Below are 14,683 nucleotides of genomic sequence, written 5' to 3' on the forward strand. Positions count from 1 at the left end.
CGCCTGCCCCGCCAGGTGAAACGGATGCGATCAGCTGCTCAGGGCAGTGATCGTCAGAGTGGCGCGGTAGCCACCCTTGGTGACGCTGTCCGGGATCTTCAGGTCCAGGTCGGCGCCCAGCTTGGCCGTGCCGCGGGCGTGACCCTGCTCGGCCGAACCGAGGGCGCGCGAGATCGACAGACCCTGGCCCTGGTCCACGTAGCCCGAGGCGACCGGCTTGGCGGCCGTGGCACCCGCGCCGCCGTCGAGGACGTACGGCGTCCAACCGAGGTTGGCGCCGGAGAACGTCTTGTCGGCGTCCTTGAAGTCGCTGACGTTGGCCGCGATCGACCACGGAGCGAGCGAGCGGCGGCTGTCCGACACGAGGATCGGGTTGATCTTGCCCGACGCCTCGAAGTGGTCGCCGTTGGTCTCCTTGGCGGTGCCGAGGTCGACCAGGCCGTTGTAGCCGTCGATCGTCCAGCCGAACTCACCCGGAGCGACGTTCGGCACGTTCACCTGCAGGGCCTGACCGTCACCGTTGTACGGGTGGACGGTGACCTTGTCGACGAGCGAGCCGACGGGCTGGCCCTCAGCGGTGTTGGTGCACGAGAGGCCCTTCTCGACCGCCGCGTTCGGGGCCGCACAGGTGCCGCTCCGGACGTTCTCGACGACGAGCTTGTCGTTGCGCACCTGCACCTTGACGTAGGTGCGGACGTGCTCCTGGTTCTGGACCGAGTTGTACCAGTAGCGGTTCGGGTCCAGCGGGTCGGCACCGTTGCCGGCGCCACTCGTGCCGCTGCTGTCCGGCTTGGTGATGTCGTAGTACTTCGAGCCCGAGGCCGAGTTGCCCGTCACGTAGAGGACACCGCCGGGGCCGGCGTACACGTCGGCGGCACCGGGCTGCTCGTCCGGGTTCGCCTTCTCACCGTTCTTGATCAGGTAGCTACGGGAGTAGCTGTGGTCGTGGCCCTGCAGGACCAGGTCCACGCCCAGCTTCGAGAAGGTGGTCGGGAAGTCGACACGCCGGACCTTGTTGTCGCCGTCCTTGGCGTGGTCGGCGGGCGAGTAGATCGCGTGGTGGTAGGTGAGTACCTTCCACTTGGCCTCGTTGCCGTGCTTGTTGATGACGTCGGTGACGAAGCCGATGTGCGCCGCGTCGCCGCCGCCGTTCGCGGAGTTGTAGCTGTTGCTGTTGAGGTCGATGAACAGCACATCCTTGTAGATGTACCAGTAGTCACCGCCCGACTTGGTTCCCGCCGGGTTCCCGTTGTCGTAATACGGGGCCGTGCGGTCCGTGTTCGGGGTGGTGAAGTGCTGCTCGTAGGCCTTGCCGCCGACGTCGTGGTTGCCGATGGTGGCGGCCCACGGGTACTGGCGGAGCTTGTCGGAGGTGAGGAAGGCGTTCCACTGGGACTCGGTGTTGGCCGTCTCGACCTGGTCGCCGCCGGAGACCAGCAGCTCAGCGTTCGGGTTGGCCGCCAGCGCGACGTCCAGGGTGTCCGCGAAGCCGGCCCCGTCCTTCACCGCGTCGCCGGACGAGCCGATCTGCGGGTCGCCGAAGAACAGGAAGTCGTAGTTGCCCTCGAAGTCCTGCGTCTTGAAGGAGTACGCCGGGGACCAGTTGCCCTCGGAGCCGACACGGTAGGAGTACGCCGTGTCCTCCTTCAGGTTGCTGATCGTCGCGTGACGGTTGAAGCCGCCGCTGGTGGCGATGTTCGCCGCGCCGGTGGCGTCGAAGGTGGCGGCGTCAGCCGGGAACTCGCCGTTCACGACCTGCGCGGTCGGGGCGAGCTGCACCTTCTGCGCGGTGTCGGCCGAGGAGTACCAGGTCACGGTGCGCTGCGCCTCGTTGGCGCCAACGCCGAGGACGATGCCGGTGAGGGTGGCCGAGTCGGCAGCGCTGGCGGGGGTCGCCATGCCGCTGACCGAGGCGACGGCCAGGCCCAGGAATGCCGCAGCGGCCCCAGCGGCCACGCGGCGCCGCACGGACCCGGGGGCCTGCGCGGAGTTGCTCGATGTCATCGGTGATGTTCCTTTTGCCGATGGGTGTGGAGAGAAACGCCCATCAACTTCTCGCTGCTGGGTAAACCGACCGTTAATTAGATCTACCGGGTGAAGTGAACCTCCCAGGAACCTGTGACCTCACAGGTCACAAGCCGAGCACCCGTTGCACGAACCAGATCAGTCCCATCACGGAGACGCCGGCGGCTATCACGCCGGTGGCCCACAGGCCCGCCCTCGGCGAACGGCGGCGCAACACGGCCAGCAGGGGGAAGACGAGAGCGATGATCGTCAGCTGCACGACCTCGATGCCGACGTTGAACACCAGCAGGGACCACAGCAGGGTCCACGACCACGCCTCGTCGATCCCCAGCGCGCCCGCGAAGCCCAGGCCGTGCACGAGGCCGAAGCAGAACACGACCGCGAGGCGGGTCCAGCCCGCACGGTCCAGACTGAAGTGACTGCGGCCCAGCGTGGCGATCTCGGTGGCGTGGTCGCCCCGGCGCCAGATCTGCCACAGATGCCAGCCGGCGACCGCGGCGATCGACAGCGCGATGACGGGCTCCACGACCGCGGCGGGCACGTCGACCAGGCCGAGGGCGGCGAGCATGAACGTGACGGAGTGCGCCAGGGTGAAACTCGTGGCCGCGAGCACGATCTCGCGCAGGCGCCGTGACCCGGCGATGAGCGCCAGCAGGAACAGGATGTGGTCGATCCCGGTCAGCAGATGCTCGGCGCCCAGGCGGAAGAACTCCCAGAACCGCTCGTACCACGCCTGAGCGGTCGAGAAGGACGGGTGCGCAGCATCGAGCGCGGCGCTGCCCGAGCGTCCGTCGAGCTCGTAGGTCAGGATCGTCTTGGTGCCCTTGACGTAGGTCTCCGCGTCGGGGAACAGCCCACTGCGCACCTCGTGGTCGTCGCCCTGCGCGGGACAGGCCCAGTCGATCAGCAGCCGGGCGTACGGCACGCCCTCCTGGGCGGTCATCGTGAAGTCGCCGACCTGCGCCGACGTGCAGGCCCTGCCGCCCGAGGCGACGGAGAAGCGATCGGTGACGTACTTGACGGCCGACTGCGTGTGCGCGTTGAGCGCCGCCGCCTGTGCCTGGGTGTCCTGGGCGTCGAAAGCGGCGGTTCCCGCCTGGAAGAGCGGATCGTCCTTCTCGTAGTCGGCGGCGGACACGACGAGCAGGTCGTACTCGAGCTCCAGCGTCGTCCGTACGTGACCCGCGTCGCCCCCGGCGACGTTGACGTAAACGGTCGACGTGAACCCGTGGGCGAACGCCGGCGCGGCGCTCAGCAAGGTGATCACCGCCGCGGTGATCCCGATGACGACGCGGCGGACAAGTCGAGACAATGTGACTCCTTCAGTTGCGAGTGCACGTTGCACGGGTCGGGTTAACGACAGCCGCACCATCGGCGAACTGCGGAAAAACAAACTCCAGAACGGGGCCCGCGGCTTGTAGGCGGCCTGACCTGGGATAGCAGGATGGACGTGCATCATCCGCAACCACTCGGAGGACGATCACTTTGCGCCCCCCGTTCCTGGCCGTGGCCGCGCTGGCCGCGGCCGCGACTCTGGTCACCGGATGCGGATCCGGCGACGACTGGTCGCAGCCGCACCCCAAGCCCAGCGCCGTCGGCAATCTCGACGCGGGGTTCATCGATCCCTCGGCCACGCCCGTACCGGAGTCGACCGTCACGCCGCGGCCCGGCTCCTGGACCCGGGTACGCCCGTCGGAGGGCTACCGCGTGGTGCTGCTCACCGCGGGTGACGACGGCCCGACCAAGGCCCTCGTGACGGCGGTCAAGGACTGGGCCGAGCAAGAGGACGTCGACCTCAGAACCGTGGTCGCCAACGGTCCGTCCGACCTCGTCCCCAGCATCACCAAGGCCCTCGCGATGGGTCCGGACCTCGTCGTCAGCGCGGGCAACGACCTCATCGACCCGCTCGCCCTGGTCACCGCGAACCACCTGTCGCAGCAGTTCCTCGTCGTGGGCGCGGAGCTGGCCGAGCCCACCCACAACGTCACGGCCGTCGACTGGTCCGGTGCGTCGTTCCGCGGGGAGGGGCTCGGCATGTCCTCGACCTACGATCCCGGTTCGTTCACCGCGGAGCGCTGCGCGGCCGCCATCAGGGCGGGCGTCGCGGCCGTGCTCAACGACCGGACCGGGATCGTGATCTGGCTCGACCGGACGTAGGGCTCCGGGCCGTCCGCCGGTCAGGCGGCGCTGCGGGGCGGGGTGGCGGTGCCGTACAGGCGCCGGGCGTAGGAGGCGTAAACCCGGGGGCCGACGAACGGCATCGTCAGGCGCGCCATCAACGGCGCGAAGCTGAGGACCTCCTTGATGACCTCGGGGTCGCCCTCGTACATCGCCATGCCGAAGGCCAGGGGCAGCTTCTTCTTCGGCACGCCGGCCATCGCGTGGGTGCCGAGCTCCTGCCATTCCGCGGCGGTGATGTACTTCTCCGCCAGCGGGAGGATGTGCTGCTCCTCCAGGGCGGTGTGCTCCACGAGCACCACGTTCAGCTTTTCGAGTGCGTCGGCGAGCGCGTCACGGTGGACGACGCCCGCTGTGGCGCGCCAGAGGCCGACCTCCCTGCGGACCTCCTGGTACGCCGCGTCGATGGCCTCGTGATGCCCCTCCATGAGGTGCACGATGTCGGCGACCTCCTCGGACCCGCGATCCAGGAGCTTCGGCCACAGCAGCGCGTCCTCGGCCGCGTGATGGCTGTGGACGAGGTCGGAGATGAGCTCGATGTGGTCGGCTACCAGGTCCGCCCGGCTCACGTCGCCCTCGTCGACCGCGCGGACCACGGCGGGTGCCAGGCCGAACTCCCTGCGCATCAGGATGTGCGCCATGTACATGTCGCGGATGTCGGCCATGGGCACCTGCTCGATCGCCATCTTCGTTTCCCCGATGATCGCCGGAGCCGTACGGGTTTCCATAGATGTACGGCGCCTATTGGTGAACAAACAAGGGTGAAGAATGACAGGGCGACAATATCGGAGTCAAATGATGATCGCGCTGGTCAGGCCCATTGTTTCGGCTGTGTGAATTCTTTCTCACTAAAAGTGGCCTCGGTCACTCCGCGTCGAGTACCCGATGTCCGCGCCGTGAATGGCCGCTGTACGCGATGCGAATTCATTGCTAATCCGAGTGCTCGCCGACTTCCGGAGTCAACGGCTCCGGGGCTTGGCGGCCGTCAGCCGGAGCTGGTCCGACGAACGGGACACGAAGGCCTCGATGGCCTCGCGGACCTCCTCGGACCTGGCCGTGAGGGCATCCCGGTTCTCCGCGTGGTGCATGTCCGTCGCGAGATCCATCGCGGTCTCGGCGAGCCTGATCGCTTCGGGGTCGTCGGCGATCAGCCGGACCCGATAGAGGGCGTGCCACATCGAGGCCCGGAGCCGGGACGACTCCGCCCTCGCCTCTATGTACTCGGCCTCCTGGCCTTCACGCCCGCGCAACATGCCGCGGCTGTACTGCGCACCGCGATACTCGAGCGCGGCGCCGGCGAAACCGCTGTATACGGCCATTCTCTCCTCACGCAACCGCGTGGCCAGGGTGAAGCGCTCGGCCCTGTCGTTCGTCTTCCGCTGGAAGACGAATGTGAGAAGAGAGCCCAGCAGAGTTCCGGCGACCGCGGTGATAGCGGTGAGAACGGCTTCCACGCCCGTTAGTCGATCACATGCGGAGGCTCGGTGACCCTGGGACGCAGAAAAGCCTCGGCGAACCAGATGATCTCCTGCCCGTGCGGGCGGGTCCAGGCCAGCGGCGTCCCGTCCAGTGCGAGGACGTTGTGCAGCGCGACGCCGGGCGGCGTCGGCAGCGTCTCGTAGGGGAGAACGCCCGGGCTCTCGTTGGCGACCCAGTGACCGGGCAGTCCGCGCACCACCTCGGCGAACGCCCGCCTGCGCGGAGTCGGCACGTAGAACATCACGGAGCTGTGGAACACCACCAGCGTCGCGCCTGCCGGTGCCTGTGCGGCCAGCGCCGGGAGGTCGTCCACCACGTCGCCGCGCACGAGGAGCGGCGGGTCGGCGGCGGCGACGGCCGCGGCGGCCCGCAGCCGGGCGCGCCGGTGCGTGTGCTCCGGCCAGATGAGGGCGTCGAGCCACGCGACGTCGGCGGGGTCGGTCACGTCGAGCGGGTTCAGATCGAGGCCGGCGCGCCACACCACCTCCGGCAGGACGGCAGGCGGCCTCATCCCGCTCGCCGCGCAATCGAGGACCGGTTCGCCGGACCCGACCACGTGCTCGCCGTACCGGTAGGCGTACCGGTCGGGGAACAGGCACAGGCCCGCGGACGCGCCGACCTCGAGCAGCGCGAGCGGCTGCGGCAGCGCGGCGAGCACCGGCAGCAGGACGGCGCACCGCCCGGCCTCGTTCGTCTGCGTCGCCCGGGTGCGCAACAGCGCCTCGACCGCCGGCCAGTTCGCCACCGCGTAGTCGGCGAACGCGGCCGGGTCCCCGACCGGGCCGCCGAGGAACCGTACGACGCCGAACAGCAGGTTGGGCTGCCGCTTGGCCGGCGGCACCGTGGCGAGCAGCGCGAGCAGGCCGTGGTCGCGGGAGACCGCCAGCGCCAGGCGCTCGTACGCGGGCGACACTCCGTGCGCCTCCCGCGCGGCGAAATCGACGTACTCCTCGGAGATCGTCATGAGGCGATGGTCGCACCCACGCGGGCCTGTGGTCGATCGTGCGCCGGAAGTGTCATGATGCACGGACCCGCGACCGAGGAGTCCAGCCGTGTCAGTCAGCGAAGCGGCGCAGGCGGCGCCCAGAAGGCGATCGGTGCGGCCGTTGGCGGCCGTGCTGACGATCGTGGCCGTTCTGCTGCTGCTGTTCGGCGTCCCGTGGTGGACGTTGGTCGTCGCGGGTGCGCGATGGCCGGCCGCCGTCGTCGTCGTGGGCACGGTCGTGTTCGCCGGCGCCCTCGCCGCGTTCCCGGCGCTCATGTACCTCGGGCACGGCCGCCGCCACCGGGACTGGGCGGCACGCGCAGGCGACACGATCCTGGGCGCGATCTGGGTGGTGTTCGTCTGGGCGGTGCTCGGGAACGTGCTGCGGGTCGCGCTCGTGCTCGCCGACGTCGCCGACCCGGCCCGCTCCCGGATCGTCGCCGCCGCCACCGTCGGGGTGTCGCTCCTGCTGCTGCTCTGGGGCTACGCCGAGGCGATGCGCGTGCCGCGCGTCAGGCGGGTGGACGTCGTGATGCCCCGCCTGGGCGCGGGTCTGGACGGCGTCCGGGTCGTCCTGCTGACCGACACGCACTACGGGCCGATCAACCGGGCGCGCTGGTCGGCCGGCGTCGTCGCGGCCGTCAACGAACTCGACGCCGACATCGTGTGCCATACGGGAGACATCGCCGACGGCACCGTGTCAGAACGGCTGGAGCAGGCAGCGCCTCTCGGCGACGTCCGTGCGCGGCTCGCCAGGACGTATGTGACCGGCAACCACGAGTACCTCGGCGAGGCCCAGGGCTGGCTCGACCACATGCGGGAACTCGGCTGGGAGCCCCTGCACAACCGGCACATCGTGGTGGAGCGGGCAGGCTCCCGGCTCGTCGTCGCAGGCGTCGACGACGCGACCGCGGCGTCCTCCGGCCGTCCTGGTCACCATGCGGACCACGCCGCCGCGCTGTCGGACGCCGACCCTGACCTGCCCGTGCTGCTGCTCGCCCACCAGCCGAAGCAGGTCGACGCCGCGGTCGCCCACGGCGTCGACCTGCAGATCTCCGGGCACACCCACGGTGGCCAGATCTGGCCCTTCCACTACCTCGTACGGGTCGACCAGCCCACCGTGCAAGGCCTGAGCAGGCACGGCGAGCGGACCCAGCTCTACACGAGCCGGGGGACGGGTTTCTGGGGACCACCGTTCAGGGTCTTCGCGCCGAGCGAGATCACCGTGCTCACGCTCCGGGCGGCGTAGCTCCCCGCGGGAGGTCCACGGTCAGGCGTAGGGGTCGAACGGGATGCCGACGGGCTTGGCCTTCGCGAGCTCGCCTTCGAACCAGCCGTCCCTGAGGCCGAACTGGGCGCTGCCGAAATCGGCGTTGACCAGGCGGTCACGGAAGCCGGGCGGGTAGCCGTCCCAGCCGATCAGCGGCGGCCACTGCCACCACCCCTTGTGGTTCTCCGGCTGCTCCCCGAAGTTCGCGAAACGGAAGCAGTGCGTGCTGATGCCGTCCTTGTGGTAGACGATCAGCGGGTGCTTCCCCGTCTCGTCCCAGGGGATGTCGTTTCTCGCGCGGGTCGAGTATTTGCCGTGGGCCGACGCGGACACGTACATGCCCCATTCGCCCTGCACCCATACGACGACGTGTTCCCAGTCGTGCCGGTGCCCGGCGCTGCCGGGTCCGAGAGCCGCCTGGTCCTTCTCGAAATAGAGCGCGTACATGTACGCGCACCATCCGTTGTTGCACTTGACGCGTGAATAGGCGTTGGTGTTGTCGAGGTCCCACGAGTCGCGGCAGTGGCCGTTCTCCGCGCCGCCCAGAGCCAGTCCGGGAGCGATCGTGCCGTCGCGCCCGATGGCCGGGGTGGGGTAGCAGCCGTCGCCGTCGTAGTCGAAACCGGGCTCGTAGATGCGGTCGGGCCACGGAGCCGACCAGTCGAGGGCGGTCGGCGGATCCGCGAACGCGACTCCGGGGAAGGCCACGACCATCGCGACGGCGGCCACAAGGGCGCGCGCGGCGAACGACGGCCATCCGAATCGGCGCCGGCTCCGTTTTCCCCCTGTCGATGAGTCGTCGGTCGATTCCTCGGGTGACACCTGTCGCATCGAACCTCCTCGTACCGCCTGGGAGATTGACATGGCCATGGCCCCCGAGAGGTGCTGCGCACCTTGATCAAGGATCACGTTAAGATCTTGACATTCTTGAGTCAAGACAGAAATGCGCGGGAGTTTACGGGCGTGTGAACCTTCGGCGTCGAGGGCGTCCCGTCAGATCCACGAGGAGAAGAGCATGCGGGCGTGCCAGAGGTCATAGGGGACGTTCTCGCCCGTGAGCACCGGCGCGAGCCACCAGAAGTCCACCAGCACCAGCAGCGCGAACGCGCCCACGGCCGCCGCACCCAGCGTCCGTCGCAGCGGCGAAACCGTCCGGGTGCCGAGGACGAGCCCGGTCGCGAGAACGATCGCGAGAACCATGAAGGGAACCATCGGCAGCGCGTAGAACAGGAACATGGTCCGGCGGTCGGACACCGCGTAGTAGAACCACGGCAGCCAGCCCACCGCGTAGGCGAGCAGAACCGCGCCGGCCCGCCAGTCGCGTGACGTGACGTACCACCCGATCATGACGAGGAGCGCGGCGATCGCTCCGTACCAGATGAGCGGCGTTCCCGTGCCCAGCACCGCCTGGGCGCAGTTCGCCGAACCGCACCCAGGAGCCGACTCGTAGAAGTACGGGACCGGTCGCAGCAGCAGGGGCCAGCTCCACGGTTCCGACATGTACGGGTGGTGGGCCGTCAGGCCGGTGTGGAACCCCAGCACGCTCGTCTGGTAGTTCCACCACGACCGGAGAGAGTCGACGACGAAGTATGCGGGACCGGCCGACGTGGCCTGATCCCAGTTGCGCCCGTAGCCTCTGCTCGAGGCGAACCAGCCCGTCCAGGAAAGCAGGTAGACGAGGCCGGGGAGCACGCCCAGCATGACGGCGGCGCCCGGGAGGCCTCTCGTGGACGTCCCGGCGTACGGCCGGCGGATCCCGGCCGTCTTCCTGGCGCCGGCGTCCCAGACCAGCGACAGGATCGCGAAAGCGATGAGGAAGAAGACGCCGCTCCATTTGACGGCGCAGGCCGCGCCGAGGCACAGGCCCGCTCCCAGGCGCCACCACCGGACACCCGGTGGCGGGCCCGTCGCCGGTGATCGGCCGGATTCGTACCAGTCCGTGATCCGCTCCCGATATCTGTCGCGGTCGACGACGAGACAGGCGAACCCGGCCAGGACCCAGAACATCAGGAACACGTCGAGCAGGGCGAACCTGCTCGAGGTGAACTCCAGGGCGTCCAGTGCGAGCAGGAATCCCGCGAGGCAGCCCAGGAGGGTCGAACGCGTCATGCGGCGGGCCGTACGGGCCATGATGAGGAGGGAGAGCGACCCCACCAGCGCGGCCATGACGCGCCAGCCGAAGGGGGTCATCCCGAAGACGAGCTCACCCAGCCCGATCATCCACTTGCCCAGGGGCGGGTGCGCGACGTACGCGGCGCAGTCCGAGAGCGGCTGGGGCGGACAGTGCACGAAGACGTCGGTGTTGCCGGCCAGCAGCCGGGTGTCGGCGATGGGATCGTCGACCGTGCCCAGCGTCGACTGCTCGACGCCGAACCGGATGAGACTGTACGCGTCCTTGGCGTAGAAGGTCTCGTCGAAGACGACCGCCTTGGGCTCTCCCAGCCTGAAGAAGCGCAGGTAGGCGCCGAAGGCGGTCACCACTAACGGGCCGAGCCAGCCCCACAGGACGTTTCCCGGCATCGCCGGTAGCAGCCGCGCGCGTACGCCGAGATCGCGGGCACCGGTATCGCCGGAATCGTGTAGCTGCTGCTCAGGCGACAGGGACGGGGAATCTCGCAGTGCCACGCGGTCATCGTAGTGGTGGCGGGAACCCGGCTCGAAGGCCTCAACGAGTCGGGTGGACGGCCGGCCGGGGTGCGGGCGCGACCGCCCGGCCGGGCTGAGCGGCAGTTACGCGAAACCCCAGCCGAAGCGGTGGTGCAGGACCGCGGCGACCCGGGCGAACCGCTCGCCGTCGAGGACGGCGCCCTCACGGCGGATGTCGTCCTCGTCGAGGTCGAAGATCCGGTCCAGCCGCAGATAGGAGACGCGGCCGTCGCGATCCCAGGAGCCCGAGCCGAGCTCCAGTGACTCGTCCTCGTAGCCCCGGTCGGGTTCGCGGCTGGTCAGCATCATGCCCAGCACCCGGCGGCCGTGACGGCCGACGAGCAGCAGGGGCCGGTCCTTGCCTCGGGAGGAGTCCTCCTCGTACGGCACCCAGGCCCACACGATCTCGCCGGGGTCGGCCAGGCCGTCCAGGTCCGGGGAGTACTCCAGGGCGGCCGCCCGCCTCACGTCGTAGACCTCTCGGACCGCGCCGCGAGCGGGGCGCGGATCCTCGCCGTGATCACGCATGCCCCGCAGCCTAACGGCATCCCGCACCCGGGTTTTCCCTGGGCCTGCCCGTCCTCACTCCAGTCCCGCTCCGATCACGGACAGCAACTGGAGCTTCTCGTGGCTCTCGCTTCCCGGTGTCGCGGTGTAGACGACCAGCATCTGGGACTGCTCCGGGTCGAGCAGCGTCTGGCAGTGCAACTCGAGCAGGCCGAGCTGCGGATGCAGCACTCGTTTGGGCGGGCAGTAGGAGCCGGTGACCGGGTGCTCGCGCCAGAGCGCGGCGAATTCGGGGCTCCGCGCGAGCAGGGCGTCGACGATCCCGGCGGCGCGGGAGTCCTCGCCGTCGCGCGTGTGGACGCGGTGCAGGTTCGCCGCGATCAGCCTGCTGTGGATCGGATGGTCGTCCTCGGGATAGATCGACCGCGTCGCCGGATCGGTGAACCACCGATAGTGCAGGCTGCGCGCGGGCCCGGTGTGCACGCTCTCGTCGCCGATCAGCGCCTTCGACAGCCGCGTCTGCGTCAGCGTCTCCCCGACGTGGTTCACGACCTGGGCCGCGGCGTCCTCGAGCCCGTCGAAGATGCGCATCATGCCCGGCTCGATGTGATCCGTTCGAGGGGCTCGCCGAGGGGTGGCGTAGCCGGCGAGGCGGAACAGGTGATCGCGTTCCTCGAGGGACAGGCGCAGGCCGCGGGCGAGCGCGGCGAGCATCTGCTCCGACGGATGAGGCCCGCGTCGCTGCTCCAGCCTGCTGTAGTAGTCGACCGACATGTCGGACAGCACGGCGACCTCCTCGCGGCGCAGGCCGTCGGTACGCCGCCGGCGGCCGCGGGGGAGCCCCACGTCCTCCGGTTGCAACGCCTGCCTGCGCGAGCGCAGGAAGTCGGCGAGTCTGGCCCGGTCCACGGCTCTGTCCACGGCTCTGTCCTCCTCTCCGAGGTCTCCGTCGGGCGGGTGCCACGTTCAACGCATGCACGGTCGGGGATGCTTCCCTCGCGATGCCGAGCATGACGGGACCGGGGCGGCGCATCCATGTACCGCCGATCCTGGGATGAGCGCCCGAAGGAGGGGGCCCGGATCCGGGTATCGGGAGGACATTCCTCCCGTCACCCGCGACCGCGACGGTGGTCGCATGAGTACGAAAGCGCCGAGTGCGCCAACCCATTGGATCGGCGGCGAAGCCGTCGCCGGAACAGCTGACCTGATCGACGTCGTCAACCCGGCGACCGGTGAGGTCGTGGCCCAGGTGCCGTCGGGAACCGCCGCCGACGTCGACCGTGCCGTCACCGCCGCGACGGCGGCCTTCCCCGGCTGGGCCGCCACGGACCCGGCCGAGCGTGCCGCGATCGTCGGCCGCATCGCCGAGGGACTGGAAAGGCGAGCCGAGGAGATCGCCACCACGATCACCCGCGAGATGGGCGCACCCATCTCCCTGTCCCGGTTCGCGCAGGCGGCCTTCCCGGTCAAGGTGGCCGCGTCGTTCGCGGCGCTGGCCGCCGACTTCGCCTGGACGGAGGAGATCGGGAACTCGCTGGTGGTCCGGGAGCCGATCGGCGTCGTCGGCGCCATCACGCCGTGGAACTTCCCCCTCCAGCAGGTCGTGTCGAAGGTCGCGCCCGCCCTGGTCGCGGGTGACACCGTGGTCCTCAAGCCGTCCGAGATGGCGCCGCTCACGGCGGGGATCCTCGCGGAGGTCGCCGCCGAGGCGGGGGTGCCCGCGGGGGTGTTCAACGTCGTCCACGGCACGGGCCCGGTGGTCGGCGAGGCGATCGCGGCGCACCGCGGGGTCGACATGGTGTCGTTCACCGGCTCGACCCGGGCGGGCAGGCGGGTCGCCGCCGTCGCCGCCGGCACCGTCAAGCGGGTGGCGCTCGAACTCGGCGGCAAGTCCGCCAATGTGATCCTCGACGACGCCGACCTCGCCCATGCCGTACGGCACGGCCTGGGCATCGCGTTCGCCAACGGCGGCCAGGTCTGCGGCGCGTGGCCGCGGATGCTCGTGCCCGCGTCGCTCCAGGACGAGGTGGTCGAACTGGCGGTGGCCGCGGCCGCCGAGTACACCGTGGGCGATCCGGCCGACGAGGCCACCCGCATCGGCCCGATGGCCTCGCAGGCACAGCGCGACCGGGTCAACGGTTACATCGAGCGGGGCGTGGCCGACGGAGCGAGGCTCGTGTTCGGCGGGCCGGGAAGGCCCGAGGGCCTGCCCGAGGGCGCCTACGTCCGGCCGACGATCTTCGCCGACGTCGCACCGGACTCCGTGATCGCGCAGGAGGAGATCTTCGGGCCCGTCCTGACGATCATTCCGTACATCGGCGACGACCACGCCGTCGAGATCGCCAACGGAACCATGTACGGGCTCACCGGCGGCGTGTTCGGCGGCGAGGACCGTGCGCTCGCGATCGCCCGGCGGCTGCGCACCGGGCAGGTCGACGTCAACGGGGCCGAGTGGAATCCGCTCGCGCCGTTCGGCGGGTACAGGCAGTCCGGCAACGGCCGCGAGTTCGGCCGTCACGGCCTCGAGGAGTTCCTCGAGACCAAGTCCATCCAGCGCTGACCTTCTGCCGGCGGCACCCGACCGTGCCGTCGTACGGCTAGCGGGGCATCGGGTTGAACGGAAGGTCTTCGGTGAACCGCACGAGCCCTCGTGGATCGCTTCTGAGGGTCGCCCAGTGCCGCAGTTCGGCCAGGGCCGGCCGCGTCTTGCGCGACCTCACGGTCACCGCACCGCCCGCCTCCGTCTCCCGCTCGGCCTCGTCGAGGACGGCGGTGGGCGCGAGGCGGCGCCGCCAGGCGTCCCGAAGCCGCGCGGCCCAGATCGCCCCCTGTGCGGTGGCCGCGTCGCCCATGGCGGTCCGCGTCAGCCACCCGGCGGCCTCGTCCTCGTCGTTCGCCCAGACCATGCCGAGCACCTTGTCGTCGGCGTCGACCACGTGGACGTACTGGACGGGGTTGCCGGTGCTGGAGCGGTACGCGAAGTCCCAGTCCTCCCTGGCCAGTGCCTTGAGGGAGGGAAGGTCGCCGGCCTCGGTCAGCGACCCGGCGACGGCATGACCGGTCCCGATGTGTCCCGGCTCCTGGAACATCTCGCCGAGGGCGGCGATAGGAGCGATGCCGCGCGCCTTGAACTCGCGCAACCTCCTCGACCACAGCCGGCCGGCGTCGGACGCCTCGGGACCGGCGGAGGGCCGCGGCTCCCACGCCGCGGCGTCGTCTCCGTGTGCGGCCCAGACGTAGCCGAGTACGGCACCGGCGTCGTCCGCCACGGCGAAGTACCGGATGAACGTGCCGGTCGTGGATCTGTACTCCGCAGGCCCGTCGCGGCCCTCGTCGTTCATCTGCTCGCCCGTTCTCGCTTACGCGGACTCGGCGGCCCGGGTGAGCCGCTCCGTCACCGACTCGATGAACGCGGCGGCCTCGGGCTCGGTGATCTCGATGTGGTCGACGTCGTCGTGTCCAAGATCGTACAACCTGAGGTATTCGTGCTCCCAGCCAGCCAGGCGTCATGCGCGCCGCAGTGCCGCGCTCACAGAGCCGCCCGGCGCAGGTACTCCCGCATGAGGAGCGCCCGTGCCTGTCCGCCGACGCCG

Annotated in this window: 13 protein-coding genes; 3 read left to right on the plus strand and 10 right to left on the minus strand. The window is 69.9% G+C overall.

The window, feature by feature from the left end:
* Positions 1-30 precede the first annotated feature (30 nt).
* Entirely contained in the window at positions 31-2,004 is a 1,974-nt protein-coding gene (locus Pka01_RS30690) for a purple acid phosphatase family protein (protein WP_203886425.1), read from the minus strand.
* Positions 2,005-2,131: 127 nt separating this feature from the next.
* Entirely contained in the window at positions 2,132-3,337 is a 1,206-nt protein-coding gene (locus tag Pka01_RS30695; protein ID WP_203886426.1) for a HupE/UreJ family protein, read from the minus strand.
* Between the two features lie 173 nt (positions 3,338-3,510).
* On the opposite strand from Pka01_RS30695, the gene Pka01_RS30700 reads away from it, so the two are divergent.
* A complete protein-coding gene (locus Pka01_RS30700; protein ID WP_203886427.1) occupies positions 3,511-4,182 on the plus strand; it encodes a type 1 periplasmic-binding domain-containing protein in 672 nt (223 codons plus the stop codon).
* Between the two features lie 20 nt (positions 4,183-4,202).
* Here the strand turns inward: Pka01_RS30700 and Pka01_RS30705 are convergent, their stop codons facing one another.
* The 3 genes from Pka01_RS30705 to Pka01_RS30715 all read right to left on the minus strand — a co-directional run bounded on the left by Pka01_RS30705 (position 4,203) and on the right by Pka01_RS30715 (position 6,646).
* The gene (locus Pka01_RS30705) at positions 4,203-4,889 is read right to left on the minus strand and encodes a hemerythrin domain-containing protein (protein ID WP_203886428.1); all 687 of its coding nucleotides are present in this window, start codon (positions 4,887-4,889) and stop codon (positions 4,203-4,205) included.
* Positions 4,890-5,162: 273 nt separating this feature from the next.
* Positions 5,163-5,657: a plasmid transfer protein KilB gene (gene kilB / locus Pka01_RS30710; protein WP_203886429.1), complete on the minus strand. Its 495-nt coding sequence runs from the start codon at positions 5,655-5,657 to the stop codon at positions 5,163-5,165.
* 5 nt (positions 5,658-5,662) lie between these two features.
* Positions 5,663-6,646, minus strand: a complete 984-nt coding sequence (locus Pka01_RS30715) for a DUF2332 domain-containing protein (protein WP_203886430.1) — start codon at positions 6,644-6,646, stop codon at positions 5,663-5,665.
* 88 nt (positions 6,647-6,734) lie between these two features.
* Between Pka01_RS30715 and Pka01_RS30720 the strand changes: the two genes are divergently transcribed.
* Complete coding sequence (locus tag Pka01_RS30720; protein WP_239115586.1) at positions 6,735-7,916, plus strand: metallophosphoesterase; 1,182 nt, start codon at positions 6,735-6,737, stop codon at positions 7,914-7,916.
* 21 nt (positions 7,917-7,937) lie between these two features.
* Here Pka01_RS30720 and Pka01_RS30725 read toward each other — a convergent pair whose 3' ends face one another.
* From Pka01_RS30725 to Pka01_RS30740, 4 genes are all read right to left on the minus strand, one after another.
* Positions 7,938-8,768, minus strand: coding sequence for an NPP1 family protein (locus Pka01_RS30725; protein ID WP_203886431.1), 831 nt, complete (start codon positions 8,766-8,768; stop codon positions 7,938-7,940).
* Between the two features lie 162 nt (positions 8,769-8,930).
* Positions 8,931-10,562, minus strand: coding sequence for a dolichyl-phosphate-mannose--protein mannosyltransferase (locus Pka01_RS30730; protein WP_308442299.1), 1,632 nt, complete (start codon positions 10,560-10,562; stop codon positions 8,931-8,933).
* A 105-nt stretch (positions 10,563-10,667) separates the two neighbouring features.
* On the minus strand, positions 10,668-11,111 hold the full coding sequence (locus Pka01_RS30735; protein WP_203886432.1) for a type II toxin-antitoxin system PemK/MazF family toxin: 444 nt from the start codon (positions 11,109-11,111) through the stop codon (positions 10,668-10,670).
* Positions 11,112-11,165: 54 nt separating this feature from the next.
* A complete protein-coding gene (locus tag Pka01_RS30740) occupies positions 11,166-12,011 on the minus strand; it encodes a helix-turn-helix transcriptional regulator (protein ID WP_239115588.1) in 846 nt (281 codons plus the stop codon).
* A gap of 214 nt (positions 12,012-12,225) precedes the next feature.
* On the opposite strand from Pka01_RS30740, the gene Pka01_RS30745 reads away from it, so the two are divergent.
* On the plus strand, positions 12,226-13,650 hold the full coding sequence (locus Pka01_RS30745) for an aldehyde dehydrogenase family protein (protein WP_203886433.1): 1,425 nt from the start codon (positions 12,226-12,228) through the stop codon (positions 13,648-13,650).
* Between the two features lie 37 nt (positions 13,651-13,687).
* On the opposite strand, the gene Pka01_RS30750 is transcribed toward Pka01_RS30745, so the two are convergent.
* Complete coding sequence (locus Pka01_RS30750; protein ID WP_203886434.1) at positions 13,688-14,431, minus strand: hypothetical protein; 744 nt, start codon at positions 14,429-14,431, stop codon at positions 13,688-13,690.
* Positions 14,432-14,683: the final 252 nt, after the last annotated feature.

The organism is Planotetraspora kaengkrachanensis (assembly GCF_016862895.1).
GTDB lineage: Bacteria > Actinomycetota > Actinomycetes > Streptosporangiales > Streptosporangiaceae > Planotetraspora > Planotetraspora kaengkrachanensis.

Bases quoted from the DNA above. Each gene is read 5' to 3' on its own strand.
- Pka01_RS30735 (WP_203886432.1), bottom strand. From the start codon at position 11,111: ATGCGTGATCACGGCGAGGATCCGCGCCCCGCTCGCGGCGCGGTCCGA.
- Pka01_RS30750 (WP_203886434.1), bottom strand. From the start codon at position 14,431: ATGAACGACGAGGGCCGCGACGGGCCTGCGGAGTACAGATCCACGACC.
- Pka01_RS30745 (WP_203886433.1), top strand. From the start codon at position 12,226: ATGAGTACGAAAGCGCCGAGTGCGCCAACCCATTGGATCGGCGGCGAA.
- Pka01_RS30690 (WP_203886425.1), bottom strand. From the start codon at position 2,004: ATGACATCGAGCAACTCCGCGCAGGCCCCCGGGTCCGTGCGGCGCCGC.
- Pka01_RS30715 (WP_203886430.1), bottom strand. From the start codon at position 6,646: ATGACGATCTCCGAGGAGTACGTCGATTTCGCCGCGCGGGAGGCGCAC.
- Pka01_RS30725 (WP_203886431.1), bottom strand. From the start codon at position 8,768: ATGCGACAGGTGTCACCCGAGGAATCGACCGACGACTCATCGACAGGG.
- Pka01_RS30705 (WP_203886428.1), bottom strand. From the start codon at position 4,889: ATGGCGATCGAGCAGGTGCCCATGGCCGACATCCGCGACATGTACATG.